The organism is Qipengyuania mesophila (assembly GCF_019711655.1).
GTDB classification, from domain to species: Bacteria; Pseudomonadota; Alphaproteobacteria; order Sphingomonadales; family Sphingomonadaceae; genus Qipengyuania; species Qipengyuania mesophila.
Map to the genome: position 1 here is coordinate 22,000 of NZ_JAIGNU010000001.1, position 17,852 is coordinate 39,851.

The 17,852-nt window shown below is 67.5% G+C and carries 17 protein-coding genes and 1 pseudogene; 7 read left to right on the plus strand and 11 right to left on the minus strand.

Translation table 11 applies throughout. The features are described 5' to 3' along the window. Nucleotide 1 precedes the first annotated feature (1 nt). On the plus strand, nt 2-682 hold the full coding sequence (locus K3181_RS00110; protein ID WP_221599660.1) for an alpha/beta hydrolase family protein: 681 nt from the start codon (nt 2-4) through the stop codon (nt 680-682). Beyond that, on the plus strand, nt 679-1,455 hold the full coding sequence (locus K3181_RS00115) for a hydrolase 1, exosortase A system-associated (protein ID WP_221599662.1): 777 nt from the start codon (nt 679-681) through the stop codon (nt 1,453-1,455). Before K3181_RS00110 ends, K3181_RS00115 begins: the two co-directional genes overlap by 4 nt. On the opposite strand, the gene K3181_RS00120 is transcribed toward K3181_RS00115, so the two are convergent. The 8 genes from K3181_RS00120 to K3181_RS00155 all read right to left on the minus strand — a co-directional run bounded on the left by K3181_RS00120 (nt 1,452) and on the right by K3181_RS00155 (nt 10,526). Then, complete coding sequence (locus tag K3181_RS00120) at nt 1,452-2,648, minus strand: class I SAM-dependent RNA methyltransferase (RefSeq protein ID WP_221599664.1); 1,197 nt, start codon at nt 2,646-2,648, stop codon at nt 1,452-1,454. The two genes, K3181_RS00115 and K3181_RS00120, sit on opposite strands and share 4 nt — an antisense overlap. After that, nucleotides 2,645-4,030 (minus strand): NAD(P)H-hydrate dehydratase, encoded by a 1,386-nt coding sequence (locus K3181_RS00125; RefSeq protein WP_221599667.1) that lies wholly within the window; start codon nt 4,028-4,030, stop codon nt 2,645-2,647. The genes K3181_RS00120 and K3181_RS00125 overlap by 4 nt, the downstream gene beginning before the upstream one ends. After that, nucleotides 4,023-4,373 carry a hypothetical protein gene (locus tag K3181_RS00130; RefSeq protein ID WP_221599669.1) on the minus strand — a complete coding sequence of 117 codons (351 nt, stop codon included), beginning with the start codon at nt 4,371-4,373 and terminating at the stop codon, nt 4,023-4,025. The genes K3181_RS00125 and K3181_RS00130 overlap by 8 nt, the downstream gene beginning before the upstream one ends. A gap of 38 nt (nt 4,374-4,411) precedes the next feature. Continuing rightward, nucleotides 4,412-6,256 carry a dihydroxy-acid dehydratase gene (gene ilvD / locus K3181_RS00135; protein ID WP_221599671.1) on the minus strand — a complete coding sequence of 615 codons (1,845 nt, stop codon included), beginning with the start codon at nt 6,254-6,256 and terminating at the stop codon, nt 4,412-4,414. A gap of 89 nt (nt 6,257-6,345) precedes the next feature. After that, nucleotides 6,346-7,071 (minus strand): N-formylglutamate amidohydrolase, encoded by a 726-nt coding sequence (locus K3181_RS00140; RefSeq protein WP_221602765.1) that lies wholly within the window; start codon nt 7,069-7,071, stop codon nt 6,346-6,348. Next, nucleotides 7,071-7,880, minus strand: coding sequence for a 4-(cytidine 5'-diphospho)-2-C-methyl-D-erythritol kinase (locus K3181_RS00145; protein WP_221599673.1), 810 nt, complete (start codon nt 7,878-7,880; stop codon nt 7,071-7,073). The genes K3181_RS00140 and K3181_RS00145 overlap by 1 nt, the downstream gene beginning before the upstream one ends. A gap of 13 nt (nt 7,881-7,893) precedes the next feature. Next, nucleotides 7,894-8,865, minus strand: a complete 972-nt coding sequence (locus K3181_RS00150; RefSeq protein WP_221599675.1) for a L,D-transpeptidase family protein — start codon at nt 8,863-8,865, stop codon at nt 7,894-7,896. A gap of 11 nt (nt 8,866-8,876) precedes the next feature. After that, nucleotides 8,877-10,526, minus strand: a complete 1,650-nt coding sequence (locus K3181_RS00155; RefSeq protein WP_221599677.1) for an electron transfer flavoprotein-ubiquinone oxidoreductase — start codon at nt 10,524-10,526, stop codon at nt 8,877-8,879. Nucleotides 10,527-10,605: 79 nt separating this feature from the next. On the opposite strand from K3181_RS00155, the gene K3181_RS00160 reads away from it, so the two are divergent. The 5 genes and pseudogenes from K3181_RS00160 to K3181_RS00180 all read left to right on the plus strand — a co-directional run bounded on the left by K3181_RS00160 (nt 10,606) and on the right by K3181_RS00180 (nt 15,215). Then, nucleotides 10,606-11,391 (plus strand): uracil-DNA glycosylase family protein, encoded by a 786-nt coding sequence (locus K3181_RS00160; protein ID WP_221599679.1) that lies wholly within the window; start codon nt 10,606-10,608, stop codon nt 11,389-11,391. Continuing rightward, the gene (locus K3181_RS00165; RefSeq protein WP_221599681.1) at nt 11,388-13,106 is read left to right on the plus strand and encodes a lytic transglycosylase domain-containing protein; all 1,719 of its coding nucleotides are present in this window, start codon (nt 11,388-11,390) and stop codon (nt 13,104-13,106) included. The genes K3181_RS00160 and K3181_RS00165 overlap by 4 nt, the downstream gene beginning before the upstream one ends. Before the next feature lie 12 nt (nt 13,107-13,118). Next, a pseudogene (gene moaB, locus K3181_RS00170) lies at nt 13,119-13,647 on the plus strand (molybdenum cofactor biosynthesis protein B). Between the two features lie 40 nt (nt 13,648-13,687). Then, a complete protein-coding gene (locus K3181_RS00175) occupies nt 13,688-14,785 on the plus strand; it encodes a PA0069 family radical SAM protein (RefSeq protein WP_247714809.1) in 1,098 nt (365 codons plus the stop codon). 55 nt (nt 14,786-14,840) lie between these two features. Beyond that, entirely contained in the window at nt 14,841-15,215 is a 375-nt protein-coding gene (locus K3181_RS00180; protein WP_221599685.1) for an endonuclease domain-containing protein, read from the plus strand. A 49-nt stretch (nt 15,216-15,264) separates the two neighbouring features. Here the strand turns inward: K3181_RS00180 and K3181_RS00185 are convergent, their stop codons facing one another. The 3 genes from K3181_RS00185 to K3181_RS00195 are packed head-to-tail and all read right to left on the minus strand — an operon-like array spanning nt 15,265 to nt 17,802. Beyond that, nucleotides 15,265-15,696, minus strand: a complete 432-nt coding sequence (locus K3181_RS00185) for a DUF1330 domain-containing protein (protein ID WP_221599688.1) — start codon at nt 15,694-15,696, stop codon at nt 15,265-15,267. Next, nucleotides 15,693-16,211, minus strand: a complete 519-nt coding sequence (locus K3181_RS00190) for a GNAT family N-acetyltransferase (RefSeq protein WP_247714810.1) — start codon at nt 16,209-16,211, stop codon at nt 15,693-15,695. The genes K3181_RS00185 and K3181_RS00190 overlap by 4 nt, the downstream gene beginning before the upstream one ends. Continuing rightward, nucleotides 16,204-17,802: a long-chain fatty acid--CoA ligase gene (locus tag K3181_RS00195; RefSeq protein WP_247714811.1), complete on the minus strand. Its 1,599-nt coding sequence runs from the start codon at nt 17,800-17,802 to the stop codon at nt 16,204-16,206. The genes K3181_RS00190 and K3181_RS00195 overlap by 8 nt, the downstream gene beginning before the upstream one ends. Nucleotides 17,803-17,852 lie beyond the last annotated feature (50 nt).

Consider the following 17,852-nt stretch of genomic DNA (forward strand, 5'->3'; position numbering starts at 1 on the left):
CATGTACGCATCCTGGCCTTGCCCGCAGCCCGATGGCTCGCCGGGCGAGGAAATGGTGCTGGGCTTCGACAAGGCCCGGCAAAAACGCCTGTTGATAGCCGCTCCGCTGTTCGATGAAGCCAACAAGTTTCGGCACCAAGCGTTTGAAATCATGCGTCGGCTCGACGCGAAGGGGATAGACAGCTTCCTTCCGGACCTGCCCGGCTGCAACGAGAGCCTGGCACCGCACAGCGACCAGAGCATCGCGCGCTGGCGGCAGGCGGTCGCTGCCGCCGCGACGCATTTCCGCGCAGACCGTGTCCTCACCATACGATCGGGGGCATGGCTGGTCCCCGAGGGATGCACCGGCTGGGCCTATGCCCCGGCCAAGCCCACCCAGGTGCTGCGGGCGATGCTTCGCGCGCGTAGCCTTGCCGCCCGCGAAGCTGGGCGTCGCGAGAGCGCAGATGCCTTGCTCGCCGAGGGACGCGAGCAAGGCCTCGAACTGGCCGGCTGGTCGCTGGGAGCGGAGCTGGTGTGCGAGCTCGACGAGGGCGCCTTCGCCCTTCCCGAGGGGCTGACCGCGATCGAACAGACCGAGGTCGGCGGCAAACCGCTGTGGCTGCGCGCGGAAAACGACGTCGACCCCGCGCAGGCCGATGTGCTGGCGACGATCGTAGCCGCGGGAATGGCGGACGCGTGAGCAGGCTGCCACTCACCTTCGAATGCCAAGGCGCACGTTGCGGCGCGACGCTCGACATGGCGCCGGGCAAGACGGGGCTGCTGCTCGTCAGCGGTGGCAACGAGATCCGCGCGGGTGCCTTCAACGGCCAGGCGCGACTGGCGGCGGAGATTGCGGCGGCGGGCTTCCCCGTGTTCCGCTTCGACCGTCGCGGCATCGGCGACAGCGAGGGCGAGAACCGCGGCTTCCGCCGCTCGACCAAGGACATCGCCGCCGCACTCCTCGCCTTCCGCGCCATGGCGCCGCAGGTCGACCGGATCGTCGGCTTCGGCAATTGCGACGGTGCAAGCGCGCTGATGCTGGCCGGCGGCGCGGGTTGCGACGCGCTGGTGCTGAGCAATCCCTGGACCATCGAGGAAAGCGAAGACGCGACACCACCGCCCGCTGCCATCCGCGCACGCTATCTCGAAAAACTGAAAAATCCCAAGGAAGTTATCCGCCTTGTCTCAGGCGGTGTCGATCTTGGGAAACTGGCCCGCGGGCTCCTGCGCGCCTCGCAGCCGCGCACCGCCCCCTCCTCGCTTGCCGAGGAGATGCGGAAGGGCCTTGCCGAATTTCCCGGCGCGACGCGAATCCTCCTCGCCGAGAGCGACCGGACCGCACAGGTCTTCGCCGAAAGGTGGGACGCGGGCGACACGCGGATCGCGCGCTGCCCGGGCGCCGACCATGCCTATTCGCGTCCCGAGGCGCGCGACTGGCTGCGCGCGCGGCTGATCGAGGCGCTCGGCGCCTAGCGGGTGAAATAGCTGGTCAGTTCGACATGGGTCGACCAGCGGAACTGGCCCACCGGGCGCAGCTTCTCGAGCCGGAAGCCTGAATCTACGAGCACTCTGGCATCGCGTGCCCAGCTGGCCGGATTGCAGCTAACATAGGCGACGCGCTCCACCCTGCTCGCAGCGATCTGCGCGACCTGCTCGCGGGCGCCGGCACGCGGCGGATCGAGCAGCAGCGCACCGAAGCGGCCCGCCTCGTCGGCCTGGAGCGGATTGCGGAATAGGTCGCGATGCATCGCCAGCACCGGCACGCCGCGCGCATTGGCGGCAGCCTTGCAGGCGAGATGCGCGTCGCGCGCCGCCTCCACCGCCAGCACCTTGCGCGGACCAGCCAGCGCAAAGGCGAAGGTCCCGAGGCCCGAGAACAGGTCCGCCACGGTCGCGGCGTCCGCCAGATAGGCGCGCGCATCTTCCACGAGGACGGCCTCGCCGTCGCGCGTGGGCTGGAGGAAGCTCCCGTGCGGGAAAGGCACGGGGATCTGGCCCAGCATGATTGTCAGCGGCTGCGGTTCCCACACCGTCTCGGGACCATAGCCATGGTCGAGCGAGAGCCGCGCGAGAGCGTGGTCACGGGCGAAATCGAGCAGCGCCTCGGTCGCGGCGAGCCCCTCCACCGCTATACCCCTGATCGTGCAGTCGACGCCCTGATCGGCCAGCGTCAGCTCGATGTCGACCGCCTGGCGCCCGCCTTGCGCAGCGACGAGCGCGCGCAGCGGTGCGACCAGCGCGAACAGTTCGGGCGCGAGGATGTGACATGCACGCATGTCGACGATGCGATGGCTTCCGCCCCCGCGAAAGCCCACCACAGCGCTCTTGCCTGCCTTCATCGCATGCAGCGTGGCACGGCGGCGCGAGTGCGCGGGCGAGAGATGCGTGGGCAACATCTCGCCAGGCTGGAGGCCCTGACCCTCGGCGGCATGCGCCACGCGGTCGGTGACGAAGCGACGCAGCGCCGCCTCGTCGGCATGCTGCAACTGACAGCCGCCGCAGATGGGGAAATGCGGGCACGGCGGCGTGGCATGGTGCGGCCCGGGGGTCAGCACACCATCGGCGTCGACCATGTCGCCCGGAACCGAGCCCGCGACATGCCGCCCCGATGGTGTGACGCCATCGCCACGCGCGGCGATGCGGACGATGGTTTCGGTTTCGCTCACAAGAGTGCCGCCATGGCCGGTTTGACCGCATGCGCAAGCCCGCTTGCGGTGAAAGCGGGGGATGCCAGTCGCGCGGCCTCGTGATGCAGCCACACACCTTCCTCGCAGGCGCGATGCGGATTGCCATGCACAGCCAGCCGCGAGGCCACGATCCCCGCGAGCACGTCGCCCGTCCCCGCCACCGAGAGCCAGCTCGATCCGCGCGGAAAAAATGATGTCATGACGTCACTTGCCAGCACCGTGTCGGGACCCTTGGCGAGCACGGTCATTCCGGTGACGTCATGAAGTCGCCGCGCACGTTCGAGCTTGCTGCCGTCACCAATGCCGAAAACTTCACACAGTTTCTGAAGTTCACCCTCGTGCGGCGTCACGCACAATGTACCGGGATCGGCCTGCGCGAGAAGCTCCGGATCGAGCAGGTACAGCGCATCGGCATCGAGCACGCCCGGTTTGCGACAGGAAAACGCCTGCGCGAGGCGTTCGCGGGCGGAGTCGTCGCGGCCGAGGCCGGGCCCCACCAGCACCGCAGCGATCCGCTCGTCGTCGAGTGTATTCGCCAGCTTCCCTTGCTCGATCACCAGATCGGCTGGCGCGCCGAAGTGGTCGTGGTCGCTCAACAGCTTCACATAGCCCACTCCCGCGCGCATCGCCGCTTCCGCCGCGAGCAGCGGCGCACCCGGCATCGCGCCCGCGACCACTGCTAGCAATCCGCGCCGGTATTTGTGGGCATCGGGCGCGGGGGGCGTCAGCCGCGGCCGTCGCGATAGCGCTGACCTGGCACCGGAGAGATCGAGCCCTATCGGCACCAGCCGCCGCTCTCCCATGGCCGCCATTGCCGGCATCAACCCATGCGCCTGCTTCCATGCCCCGAGCGCGAGAGTGAGATCGTAATCGGGCAGCGGACCGAGCACGCTTCCCGTGTCGCTCTCCACCGCGCTCGGGACATCGATTGCCACCTTGTAACAGTGACTTGACGCCATTTGTTCGAGCAATTCAGCAAACTCGCCCTCGACCTTGCGGGTCAGTCCGTAGCCGAACAGGCAGTCGATCACGACCGGCTCGCGCATTGTGGTCGCGGCAAAGACCGCGCCCGAGTAATGCGCGCGAGCCTGTTGCGCGGTCTCGCTGCGCGGTTCCAACGGCGCGATGACCTGGACCTCGTAACCGCGCCGAATGAGCGTCTCCGCGATGACGTAGCCGTCGCCGCCATTGTTGCCGGGACCGCAAAGCACCGCAACCGGGCGTCCGGCGGCGACGCGCATGATCCATTGCGCCGCCCCCTCGCCCGCACGTTGCATCAGCTCCCATTCGCTGACCCCTGCCTCCATCGCCGCCCGCTCGGTAGCGCGCATCTGCTCGACGGTGAGGACGGTGTCAGTCATCGAGCGGCTCCTTCCAGCGATAGCGATCCGGGCCGATTGCCAGCACCACATCGTCGCCCTCGCGCCAGCTGCGCGCGCGCTGTGCGCCATCGAATTCGACATAGCCCGCGGGCGTGTCGGCCGGCGCCAGCTTGCGAAAGCCGCCATCGGGATGACGCATGACGAAATAGGCGCCTTGGCCCTCGCCCACCTCGACCAGGCGGCAATGGCCGGTGAATTCCTCGGCGCCGTCGAGCGCGCAGGCGACCGCCTGCCCTGTGTCGCGCTCGGGCGCAGGCCCGCAGGCCCCGAGCGCGAGCAGCAAGGCAAGCAGAGAAATGGAGTTGATGCACACCTTCGCCATCGCCCCGCGCTGCCACGCGCCGCGCGCGGGGGCAAGCCTCAGCGCTTGATCTGCGAGACGTCGCGGATTGCGCCGCGCGCGGCCGAGGTGGTCATGGCGGCATAGGCCTCGAGCGCGGGCGAGACGCGGCGCTCCCGCGGCTTCGCGGGAGCCCAGCCCTGTGCTTCCATCGCGGCGCGGCGCTCGGCGAGCACCTCGTCGGCTACCGCCAACGTGATCGTGCGGTCGGGAATGGAAATCTCGATGAGATCGCCGTCCTCGACCAGGCCGATCGCCCCGCCCTCGGCCGCCTCGGGCGAGACGTGGCCGATCGAAAGGCCCGAGGTGCCGCCAGAGAAACGCCCGTCGGTGAGCAGTGCGCAGGCCGCCCCCAGCCCCTTCGACTTGAGGTAGCTCGTCGGATAGAGCATTTCCTGCATGCCGGGGCCGCCGCGCGGGCCTTCGTAGCGGATCACCACCACGTCGCCCTCGGCCACCTGCCCGGTGAGGATCGCGGTCACCGCATCGTCCTGGCTCTCGTAGACCTTGGCCGGACCCGAGAAGGTCAGGATGCTCGCGTCCACGCCGGCGGTCTTCACGATGCAACCGTCGCGCGCGATATTCCCGTAAAGCACGGCGAGGCCGCCATCCTTGCTGAAGGCGTGGTCGGCGCTGCGGATCACGCCGTTTTCGCGGTCGAGATCGAGTTCCTCCCAGCGGCGCGACTGGCTGAAGGCGGTCTGCGTCGGCACCCCGCCAGGCGCGGCGGCGAAGAATTCGCGCACTTTGTTGTTCGCGGTACGGCCGATGTCCCAATCGTCGAGTGCATCGCCCATGGTCGGGCTGTGGACGGTGGGCAGCGCCGTGTGGAGCAGACCCGCCTTCTCGAGCTCGCCGAGGATCGCCATGATCCCGCCTGCGCGGTGGACGTCCTCCATGTGGACGTCGCCCTTGGCCGGGGCGACCTTCGACAGGCAGGGCACCTTGCGGCTGAGCCGGTCGATGTCGGCCATGGAGAAATCGACCCCTGCCTCATGCGCGGCAGCGAGCAGGTGAAGTACGGTGTTGGTCGATCCTCCCATAGCGATGTCGAGGCTCATCGCGTTCTCGAAGGCCTCGAAGCTGGCGATGCTGCGCGGCAGGACACTCTCGTCCTCTTCCTCGTAATAGCGCTTGGCCAGCGTCACGACGAGCCTCCCGGCGCGCTCGAACAGCCCCTTGCGGTCGGCGTGGGTGGCGAGCGTCGAGCCATTGCCGGGCAGCGACAGCCCCAACGCCTCGGTCAGGCAGTTCATCGAATTGGCGGTGAACATCCCGCTGCACGATCCGCAGGTCGGGCAGGCGTTTTGCTCGATCGCGGTGACTTCCTCATCAGAATAGGCTTCGTCCGCCGCAGCAACCATCGCATCGACGAGGTCGAGCGCGACCTCCTTACCCTTCACCACCACCTTGCCCGCTTCCATCGGACCGCCGCTGACGAAGACCGCGGGCACGTTGAGCCGCAATGCCGCCATCAACATGCCCGGAGTGATCTTGTCGCAATTGGAGATGCACACCATCGCATCGGCGCAGTGGGCGTTGACCATGTATTCGACACTGTCGGCGATGAGGTCGCGGCTGGGCAGCGAATAGAGCATCCCGTCATGCCCCATGGCGATCCCGTCATCGACCGCGATCGTGTTGAATTCCTTGGCCACCCCGCCCGCCGCCTCGATCTCGCGCGCGACCAGCTGGCCGAGATCCTTGAGGTGGACGTGACCCGGAACGAACTGGGTGAAGCTGTTGACCACGGCGATGATCGGCTTGCCGAAATCGCCATCCTTCATCCCGGTCGCGCGCCACAATCCGCGCGCGCCTGCCATGTTGCGGCCATGGGTGGTGGTGCGGGAACGATAGGCAGGCATGACGGATCTCTCTTGGCTTCGGGCGAAGCCTAGCAGAGACGCGTGGCCGCGCTAACGGAAGATTGGTGCCGGGCGGGCCAAGCTCGGCTTTAGACCTCGAGCGCGACGCGCCCCATCACATCGGCCAGCATCATTGCCCATCGCGCCTGGCCGGCCTCGGTCTCGATCTGGTCCTGGCGGATCTCGACGGTGCAATAGGGGATGCCGTTGGCCTCCGCATGGCGATCCATCGTCGCGTTGAGCTGTTTGCCCGAATAGGGCTGGTTGTCGCCCACGCTCAGACCCTGCTCGCCGAACAGGCGGATCGCGTGGCGCGCCGCCCGATCGTCCTGGTTGTAGAGCAACGCGACTTCCCACGGCCGCTCCTCGTCGCTGGTGTCGAGGCTCGGGGTGAAGCTGTGCAGCGCCACCAGCATCTTGGGCCGCGTCCGCTCGATCAGATCGGCGAAGGCCGTGTGGTAGGGTCGGTGGAAACGCTCGAGCCGCGCCTCGACATCGGCGCCGATATTGCCTGCGATGAGCTTGCCGTCGCTTTCGGTCGGCACGACCGCGTCCTCGTCCTCCTTGCGGTGGAGGTCGCAAACGAGGCGGCTGACGCAAGCGATATGCGCAGGGATATTGTGGCGGCGGGCGAGGCGGTCGGCGATGCCCTCCACCCCGATATCGACCGCGATATGCTCGTTCAGCAGCTTGTGATCGATGCCGAGCTCGATGTCGTCGGGCACGTAGTTCGAGGCGTGGTCGGCGACACAGAGCAGCCCCCCCGGCCGCAGGTCTTCGGTGCCGACCTGGCGGTAGGGGAGGTTGTCGATCATCATCGCAGGGACCCTTTCATCTGCCACCAGCCGGGGTGGCTCTCGCTTGTCTGGCGGGCAGCCGCGTCGCGAGCGGACAGGCTGTCGTAGAGCGCGAAGCACGTCGCCCCCGAACCGGACATACGGGCGAGAAAGGGTGAAGTTCCGCGCAGCGCCGCGAGCACGCCGGCGATCTGCGGACAAAGCGAAATGGCCGGGCCCTCGAGATCGTTACGCCCCTCCAGCGCGACGGCACGCGCATCGCCCTGCGGCAGCGCGCCGCGATCCTCGCCGTCCCAGTGCGCGAACACGGGGCCCGTCGATAGTGGAACGCGCGGATTGACCAGCAGCACGGGCGTTCCGGCAAGGCTTTCGTCGGCCTCATCGAGATCGGTCCCCGTCCCGCGCCCGATGCAGCTCCGGCTCTCGACGCAGGCCGGGACGTCGGCGCCCAATGCGGTGGCGCGCGCGTGCCAGTCGTCGGGCAGGCCCGCGCGGTCCCTGACGATGCGGAACACAGCGCCTGCGTCGGCCGAGCCCCCGCCCAGCCCCGCCGCGACTGGCAGGTTCTTCTCGAGCGTGATAGCCAGCCCCTCGGAGCGCGGCAGCTTGGCGAGCGCCTTTGCGACGAGATTGTCGAACGGATCGTCGAGCCCGTCGGCGAACTCGCCGAGCACGCGCACGCTATCCTGCGCGGCGCTGGAAGCCGTCAGCACATCGCCCGCATCGACGAAGGCGAACAGCGTTTCGAGTTCGTGGTAGCCATCCTCACGCCGCCTGCGGACATGCAGCGCGAGGTTGATCTTGGCGTAGGCGGTTTCGGAGGCCATCGTTGCGCGGACGTCAGCTTTCGCCGGCCTCGATCACCGTGACGTTCTCCCCGGCGCTCGCCGCCGCGAGCGACTGCGGCGTGACGATCACCACGGTGCCGGGCTTGAGGATGTCGTTCACCGCGCTGCGGAAGGCCGTGGGGGCCAGAAACCGGTCCGCCTCGTCGGCGCCGATCTCGCTCCCTTCGCCCGATCCGGCGAGATCGAGCTTGAGCCACTGGCGGCCGCTTTCGTCCGCCGCAGACAGGACATAAGCGATCGGCCCGGCGAGCGCGCCGTCGACCCGCACCGGTGCCGAACCGATTTCGATGCCGCTGCGCAGCACGACCGCGCGCTGGTCGGCAACGCTGACCACAACCGAGACCACGCCGCTGGTCACGCGCTCGGGATGCCATTCGAACGAAGCGGCCTCGATCGACTGCTTACCCGCGGCACCGCCCACGACCGCGACTCCCGGCGCAGCAGAAACCTGTGGCGCGGCGGGGACGTCGGTGATGACGACGGTCATTCCGAGCGAAGTGGTGTCGAACAGCAGCGCCGAAAACGCCATCGGCAGGCGGATGCATCCGTGCGAGGCAGGGTATCCGGGCAGGTTTCCCGCGTGGAGTGCGACGCCGCCCCAGGTCAGCCGCTGCATATTGGGCATCGGCGCGTCGTCGTAGAGATTGGAATAGTGTTCCTTGCGCTTCTGCAGGATCGTGAACACCCCGGTGGGAGTCTCGTAACCCTCGCGCCCGGTCGAAACCGTCGAGGCGGCGATCGGCACCCCGTTGCGGAACAGCACCGCGCGCTGGCTCGCAAGGTTGACCACCAGCAGCATCGGCCCCTGCGGGCTCAGCTCGGGCGCCCACACGAACTCGCCGGTCTCGAGCGCCGTGACGACTTCGAGGATCGGCCTGTCGCCGCGGTCGACCGGCTGGGCTTGGGCTGCCGTCACGCCAAGCGCGGCGAGGCCGACGGCCATGAGCAAGGTCGCGCGCTTCATCGGGTCCGACCTCACATATTCGGATAATTCGGCCCGCCGCCACCTTCGGGCGTGGTCCATTCGATGTTCTGGTTCGGGTCCTTGATGTCGCAGGTCTTGCAGTGAACACAGTTCTGCGAATTGATCTGGAACTTGGGCTCGCCGCTGTCCTCGTCGACCAGCCATTCGTAGACGCCGGCGGGGCAGTAGCGGTTCGACGGGCCGGCATATTCGCCCAGCTCGCTGACCTTCTGCAACTCCATGTCCTTGACCTTGAGGTGGACCGGCTGGTCCTCCGCATGGTTGGTGTAGCTGAAGCTGACATTGGTCAGCTTGTCGAAGCTCAATTTGCCGTCGGGCTTGGGATAGGCGATCGGCCGGTACAGGTCCGCACGCTGTAGCATCTCGTAGTCGCGATGGTGCTTCATCGAGATCGGCAGGCCGATCTTGAGCGTACGCATCCACATGTCGATGCCCGCGATGACGGTGCCGAGGTCCTCGCCCCACTTGGCGACCGCGGGCTGCGCGTTCTGGACGAGCTTCAGTTCCTTGGCGATCCAGCTGTCGCGCACCGCCGCGTCGAAATCCATCAGCTCGGTGTGCTCATGGCCCGCGGCGATCGCCGCGGCGAGGCTCTCGGCGGCGAGCATGCCGCTCTTCATCGCAGTGTGGCTGCCCTTGATGCGCGGCACATTGACGAAGCCCGCGGCGCAGCCGATCAGCGCACCGCCTGGGAAGGCGAGCTTGGGCACGCTCTGCCAGCCGCCCTCGTTGATCACGCGCGCACCATAGGCGACGCGCCTGCCGCCTTCGAGAATCGCGGCGATCGCCGGGTGGTGCTTCCAGCGCTGGAATTCCTGGTAGGGCGAAACGTAGGGATTGGCGTAATCGAGCGCGGTTACGAAGCCCAATGCCACCTGGCCATTGGCCTGGTGGTAGAGGAAGCCGCCGCCCCAGGTGCCGGTCTCGCTGAGCGGCCAGCCCTGCGTGTGGATCACGCGGCCGGGCTCGTGCTTGTCGGCATCGATATCCCACAATTCCTTGATGCCGAGCCCGTAGACCTGCGGCTGGCAATCGGCCTCCAGGTCGTATTTCGCCTTCATCTTCTTGGTGAGATTGCCGCGCGCGCCCTCGGCGAAGAGCGTGTATTTGGCGTGGATCTCCATCCCCGGCTGGTAGTCGGGCTTGTGACTGCCATCCTCGGCGATGCCCATGTCCTGCGTCACCACGCCGGTCACCGCGCCCGCCTCGTTGAACAGCACCTCGGCAGCGGGGAAGCCGGGGAAAACCATCACGCCCAGCCCCTCGGCCTGCTCGCCCAGCCAGCGCGCGAGATTGCCCAGCGAGCCGGTGTAATTTCCGTGATTGCCCATGAAGGGCGGCAGCAGGAACTCGGGCATGTCCGACTTGCCGCTTTCGGACAGCACCCAGTGGTGGTTCTCGGTCACCGGGGTTTCCGCCATCGGACAGTCCATGTCGCGCCAGTCGGGGAGCAGCTCGTCGAGCGCCTTGGGATCGACCACCGCGCCCGAGAGGATATGCGCGCCGATCTCGCTGCCCTTTTCGAGCACGACGACTTCGAGGTCCTCGTTGATCTGCTTCAACCGGATCGCCGCCGCGAGGCCGGCCACGCCCCCGCCGATGATGACGACGTCGCAGGGCATCGATTCGCGTTCGCTCATGTCTCTCTCTTTTCGTCGCGTATCTGTTGCCGATGCCTTGATTGGTGGCGCTTTAGAGGTCAAGACCTGCGCCCAAGTAATGATGCACGCCGATCCCTCGAAAGCGCGCGATTTCACGGCGCTCGAAAGCCTCGAGGGTGCGCTCGACTGGTGGCGCGAGGCGGGCGTCGATGCCGATTTCCTCGACGAGGCGAGCGGCTGGCTGGCCGAGCCCGAGGCCGAGAATGCCGTAGCGGCTCCCCCGCCTCCTGCGCCGCCGCCGGTCGCGCGCAAGACCGCGCTCGAACGCGCGCTCGAACAGCCCGAGACGGCGGCACCGGCAATCACCGCCGAGGGGCTGCCCGACAGCCTCGAAAAATTTCGCGAATACTGGATGACCGAGCCGACGCTCGGCGAAGGCGCGCTCGATCGCCGCGTGCCCCCGCGCGGGGTCGCGGGGGCGCGGCTGATGCTGCTGCTCCCGCAGCCCTTCGAGGACGATACCGATGGCCTGCTGACCGGCGGCGCAGCCCCCTTCGTCGCCGCCATGCTGCGCGCGATGGGGGTGGCCGAGCACGAGACCTATGTCGCGAGCGCCCTGCCCGCCCCGATGGCCATGCCCGACTGGGCGCAGGTCGCCGCGGGCGGGATCGGCATCGTGGCGCGTCACCATATTGCGCTTGTGCAGCCGCAACGCGTGCTGCTGTTCGGCCGCGCGCAGCTGGCGCTGTTCGACGTTCCCGCCGAACGCGCCCGCGAACCGCTGACGCTCGACTGCGGCGGCACCTCCGTCGCGCTGCTCGCCGCGCCCGACCTGCGCAATCTCGCGCGCTCCGCCCTGCGGCGGGAAAATTTCTGGAACCGCTGGCTGGACTGGACCCGATGATCCTACGCCCCCTGACCGCCTTCGCCCTCGCCGCGATCACGCTCACCGCAACGCCCGCCCTCGCGCAAAGCAGTAGTGTCGACTATTTCACGCGCTCGCACTCGGTGGCGCTGCCGCAACTGCTGTCGACCGAGGACCGCGCCTATTACGGTTCGCTGTTCGAGGCGATCGACGCGAAGAACTGGGACCGGGTCGAAGTGCTGCTGACGAGCCGCACCGACGGCCCGCTGCACGGTGCGGCGCTGGCCGCCTATTATCTCCATCCCGAAAGCCCGCGGATCGAGCTGCCGCGCATCGAGGCCTGGCTCGATCGCTATGCGCGCCTGCCCGAAGCCGAGGCGATCGTCCGCCTGGGCCAGACGCGCGGGCTCGAAGACCCGCCGCACCTCCCGCGCGAGCGCGAAATGGTCCGCCAGCCGGGCATGACCAAGCGTATCCGCCCGCGCGCGATCGAGGACGGCACCATGCCCGGGAGCGTCAAGTCGGCGATCCTCGAGCGGATCACCAATGACGATCCCGACGGCGCGCGGCTGCTCCTCGACGGGGTCGATGCGACGCTCAGCAGCAAGGCGCGTGCCGAGTGGCGCTACCGCGTCGCCTGGAGCTATTACATCGAGAACCAGGACGCGCAGGCCTGGGCGCTCGCCGAAACGGTGCGCGATGGCGGCAGCGGAGCGTGGGTGGCCGAGGGTGACTGGGCTGCCGGCCTCGCCGCGTGGCGGCTGGGCGATTGCGACAAGGCGGGCGAAGCCTTCCGCCGCTCGGCAGCGAATTCGACCAATCCCGAACTCACTTCCGCCGCGCACTACTGGGCGAGCCGCGCGCTGATCCGCTGCCGCGAGCCCGAACAGGCGGACGAACAATTGCGCGGCGCGGCACGCTTTCCCGACACCCTCTACGGCATGCTCGCGCATGAGCAGATGGGACGCACCCTGCCTGCGACGCATACACAGCCCGACATGACCGAGGCCGACTGGCGCCGACTCAGCGACAAGGAAGCGGTGCGGCAGGCGGTGATGCTCGCCGAAGTGGGGCGGCGCGAGGAGGCCGAAGGCAACCTCACCTGGCTCGTCCGCACCGGCGACGGCGACGATTACCCGGCGCTCGCCCGGCTCGCCCGCGCACTCGGCCTGACCGGGGCGCAGACCTACATGGCCTACAATGCGCCGCGCGGGGAAGCCGCGCATCCGAGCTTGCGCTATCCGGTCACCTTCCGCGCACCGGTCGGCGGCTGGCGCGTCGATCCGGCGCTGGCCTTCGCGCATGCGCTGCAGGAATCCAATTTCCGCGAGCGCGTGGTCAGCCCGGCCGGCGCGATCGGGCTGATGCAGATCATGCCGATCACCCAGCGCGAATATGCCGCCTCGATCAACATGAGTGCCGGCGCCGATCTCAAGGACCCGGCGATCAACCTCGCCTTCGGCCAGCGGACGCTCGAATCGCTCGGCAGTTCCTCCTTCACGCAGGGCAAGCTGCCCAAGGTGATGGCCGCCTACAATGCCGGCCCCAGCCCCGTCTCCCGCTGGGAAAGCGAGGTTCGCGACCTGGACGATCCGCTGCTCTACATGGAGTCGATCCCCTATTGGGAAACGCGCGGATACGTCGCGATCGTGATGCGCAATTACTGGATGTACCTGCGTCAGGCCGACGCCCCCGCGCCGAGCCGGACCGAACTGGCCGAAAACGACTGGCCGATGTTCCCCCGCGTGCGGTAGTATGCGGCGCTGATGGCCCTCGACGAAAACCTCCCCTTCAAGCCGGTCCGTATCGCGCTGCTGACCGTGTCGGACACGCGCACGCTGGCCGACGATGCTTCGGGCGACATCCTCGGCACGCGGATCGTGGAGGCCGGGCACGAGCTCGCGGCGCGCGAGATCAGCCGCGACGACCGCAACGAGATCGCAGCGCACCTGCACCGCTGGATCGACGACGAGAGCGTGGATTGCGTGATCACCACCGGCGGAACCGGCCTTACCGGGCGGGACGTGACCCCCCGAGGCGCTCGACCGGATCAAGGACAAGGACATCCCCGGCTTCGGCGAGTATTTCCGCTACATCAGTATCGCGAGCATCGGCACGAGCACTATCCAGAGCCGCGCCTGCGCGGTGCTGGCGCGCGGGACCTATATCTTCGCACTGCCCGGCTCGACCGGAGCGGTAAAGGACGGCTGGGACCAGATCCTCGTCCACCAGCTCGACAGCCGCCACGGGCCCTGCAATTTCGTCGAGCTGATGCCCCGTCTGCGCGAGCGGTAGTCACTGGCCGCAGTCTAATGTTCCATGTATGTTCTCACACATGGAACGCCGACTCGCCCCAGCCATTGCCGGTCGCGGTGCGCAAGGATTCGAGGTGCCGACGCGCTTCGGCCTCGCCACGCGTGAGGTCGATGGCGACTGGCGCGACTATATGGAACAACTGGCCAGCCTCGAAGGTGCACCGCCGGTAAAACTGCGCACCACGGTGACCGAGGAGCACCCGAAGACGATCCTCAGCTTCAACCAGTCGCCCGACGTGCCCTTCGACCGCTCGGTCAACGCCTATCGCGGCTGCGAGCATGGCTGCGTCTATTGCTTCGCGCGGCCGACGCATGCCTATCACGACCTCTCGCCCGGCCTCGATTTCGAGACGCGTCTGTTCGCCAAGCCAAATGCGGCGGAACTGCTGCGCGCGACGCTGGCCAAGCCAAAATACCGGTGCAAGCCGATCTCGATGGGGACCAACACCGACCCCTACCAGCCGATCGAGGCGCGCTATCGCATCACGCGCAGCGTGCTCGAGGTCTGCCTAGACGCGCGCCATCCGGTGACGATCACCACCAAATCCGATCGCGTGCTGGCGGATCTCGACCTGCTCGCTCAACTGGCCGAGCGGCGACTGGTGGCGGTGGCCGTTTCTGTCACAAGCCTCGACCCCAAGCTCTCGGGCAAGCTCGAACCGCGCGCAGCTGCGCCCGCCAAACGCCTGCTCGCGCTGCAGAAACTGGTCGAGTCGGGCGTCCCGGTGCATTGCTCGGTCTCGCCGATCATCCCCGCGATCACCGACGAGTTCATGGAAGAGATCGTCCAGCGCGTCGCCGCCATCGGTGTCGGTAGCGTGGGCTGGATCCCGCTGCGCCTGCCACACGAAGTCGCCCCGCTGTTCCGCGAATGGCTCGCGGTCCACTTCCCCGAGCGCGGCGACAAGGTGATGAGCATCGTCCGCTCGATCCGGGGCGGCAGGGACAACGATCCCGACTTCTTCACCCGCATGAAGCCGAGCGGCGTATGGGCCGACCTCTTCCGCGCAAGGTTCCGCCTAGCCTGCAAGCGCGCGGGGATCGGCAAGGAAAAATTCGAGCTCGACTGCACGCAGTTCAGGTCGCCGGCGGTGGGTGGACAGATGCGATTGCTATGATGGCCTCCCCCAACGGGGGAGGGGGACCGCCGAAGGCGGCGGAGGGGCAGGTGCCATGATCAGGGGTTCACGCGAAACGGTCAAGCAAGCTCGGCGTCTCCGCAGCGAAATGAGCGCGCCCGAGCGGATCTTGTGGCAGCAGCTCCGCATGCGGTCGGGCGGGTTCAAATTCCGCCGGCAACATCCGGCTGGCGTCTATGTGCTCGATTTCTACTGCGCGCGACGGCGACTGGCAGTCGAAGTCGATGGCTGGGCGCACGACAGCGCCGAGAGGATCGCGAAGGACAGGAACCGCTCGGCTTTCCTGCGACCGCAACGCATAGCTACGACGCGGATACCGGCAAAGGCCGTGCTGGAGGACGTCGAGGCGGTGGTCCTGCGGCTTACCGAGATTTGCGCCGCGCGGGCAGCTGATCTCTCGATCCTTTGAAGGTGCCCCTCCACCAGCTTCGCTGGTCCCCCTCCCCGTTCCGGGGAGGCTAGAACCCCTCGCCCGCAGCGCCCGGCGCGAACCGCACGAGCCTGCTATCCACCAGCGCCGCTGTCCGGTTGACCACGGCCTTCTGGTAGTCGGGGTCTTTGATCATCTCGAAGAAGGCGCCCGAGTTGGGATATTGCGCGACGAAACCGTCGTGCCAGCGCATCGCCTCGGGGCCGGTCACCATGCACTGAAAGGCACCGCGCCAGACGATCGAGCCGCCGACGCGGCGGAAGATCGGGCCGCTGGTCTTGCCGTACTCCTCGTAGGCGCGGCGTCCGCTCCAGCCGTTGCCGTGATGCTCGTGACCCTCGGGATACTCGGCCTCGTCGCGGTAGAGCAGCAGGTTGAGCATATGGATCGGCTCGTCGCGCGGCAGGTTCTTGAACGCTTCGAAATTGGCGCGGCTCGGGTCGATATAGGTCTCGCTCATGGGGTCTCGCCCTCCTCGGAAAGATCGCATTGCATGTAGACGGTATCGAGTTTGCGGCCGAACTTGTACCCCACCCGGCGCATCCGCCCGGCATGGACGAAGCCGAGCTTGGCATGCAGCGCGACCGAGGCCGGCTCGCCCCCACCGATGACCGCGATGATCTGTTCGAAGCCGCTGGCACGCGCCGCCTCGAGCAGCGAACCAAGCAGGCGGGTACCCATACCCGATCCGCGCGCCTGCTCGGCGATGTAGATGCTGTTCTCGCAGGTATGGGCATAGGCCGCGCGGTCGCGGAACTGCGTGGCATAGGCATAGCCCGCCACCGCACCATCGTGCTCGATCACGAGGAAGGGCCAGCCGCGCTCAGCCACTGCCGCAATCTTGTCGCGCCAGAAGCCGGAATCGGGCGGCACGGTATCGAAGGTCGCCGTGCCGTGATCGACATGAAAGGCATAGATCGCCTGCACCGCCGCCGCGTCCGCGGCCATGGCGGTGCGGACGGCAGCGTCAACCAAGCGTGTAGTCCGCGAACCGCTCGCGCAGGTCCTTCTTGCTGATCTTGCCGGTGGCGGTGTGCGGGATGTCGTCGACGAATTCGACCGCATCGGGCAGCCACCATTTGGCCACCTTGTCGGTGAGGAATTCGGTGATCTCCTCGCTGCTGCAGTCGGTGCCTTCCTTGCGCACGACGAACAGCACCGGGCGCTCGTCCCACTTGGGGTGCGGCATGCCGACGCAGGCGGCCTCGGCCACCGCCGGATGCCCCACCGCGGCATTCTCGAGTTCGACCGAGCTGATCCATTCGCCGCCCGACTTGATCACGTCCTTGGTCCGGTCGGTCAGTTGCAGTGTGCCGTCGGGGTGGATGATGCCGACGTCGCCGGTGTCGAACCAGCCGTCCTCTGTCACCGCGTCATGCTCGGCCTTGAAGTAGCGCTTGACCACCCAGGGCCCGCGGATCTGCAGCGCGCCCGAAGTCTCACCGTCGCGCGGCAGGACCTTGGTCGGATCGTCGAGGTCGACGATGCGCAGTTCGACGCCGAAGATCGGTCGCCCCTGCTTCATCGTCTTGGTGACCTTCTCCTCGAAGCTGAGTTGATCCCATTCGTGCGTCGGCCCGCCGACGGTGCCGATGGGCGAAGTCTCGGTCATGCCCCAGGCATGCTGGACGCGCGTCCCGTTCTTCATCAGCCGCTCGATCATGAAGCGCGGCGCTGCCGAGCCGCCGATGGTCGCCGCACGCAGCGGTGGCAGGTCGATGCCCTCGCGGTCGCAATACTGGAAATGCGCGAGCCATACTGTGGGCACGCCGGCGCTGTCGGTGACGCCCTCTTTCAGCATCAGCTCGTGCAGCACGGCGGGATCGTTGACCGCGGCGAAGACGAATTTGATCCCCGCCATCGCGCCGGCATAGGGCAGTCCCCAGCTCGCCGCGTGGAACATCGGAACGACCGGCAGCATCACCGAAGAGGAACTGAAGTTGAAGGTGCTCGGCTGGAGCCCCGACACCGCGTGAAGGATTGTCGAGCGATGCTCGTACTGCACCCCCTTGGGGTTGCCCGTGGTCCCGCTGGTGTAGCAGATCATGCAGGGGTCGCGCTCGTCGCCGCCGACCCATTCGAAATCGCCGTCCTGCGCGCCGATCCAGTCCTCGAAGGCGGGCGCATGCTCGCCTGAATCGAAGCAGATGTAGTGCTTCACCGTGGGCCATTTGTCGCGCATGCGGTCGACGATCGGCTGGAACGCCGCGTCGTAGAGCATGACCCGGTCTTCGGCGTGGTTGACGATGTATTCGAGCTGGTCCTCGAACAGGCGCGGGTTGCAGGTGTGGAGCACCCCGCCCATCCCGGCCACGCCGAACCAGCTGACCAGGTGCCGTGCGTGGTTCATCGCCAGACTGGCGACCTTGTCGCCCTTCTTCAGCCCCAGCGCGAGCAGCGCCTGGCTCATCTTCTTCGCATCGCGATGGACGCCCGCCCAGTCGGTCCGGGTCTCGCTGCCGTCGGCCCAGCGGGTGACGATTTCGCGGTTCGGGGCCTCACGGGCCGCGTGGTCGATCACATGCGAGATTCGCATGCTCCAGTCCTGCATCGCGCCAAGCGACATGGTCTTCTCTCTCCCTCAAAGACATTGCGAACAGCCCGGAACAGCGGAGC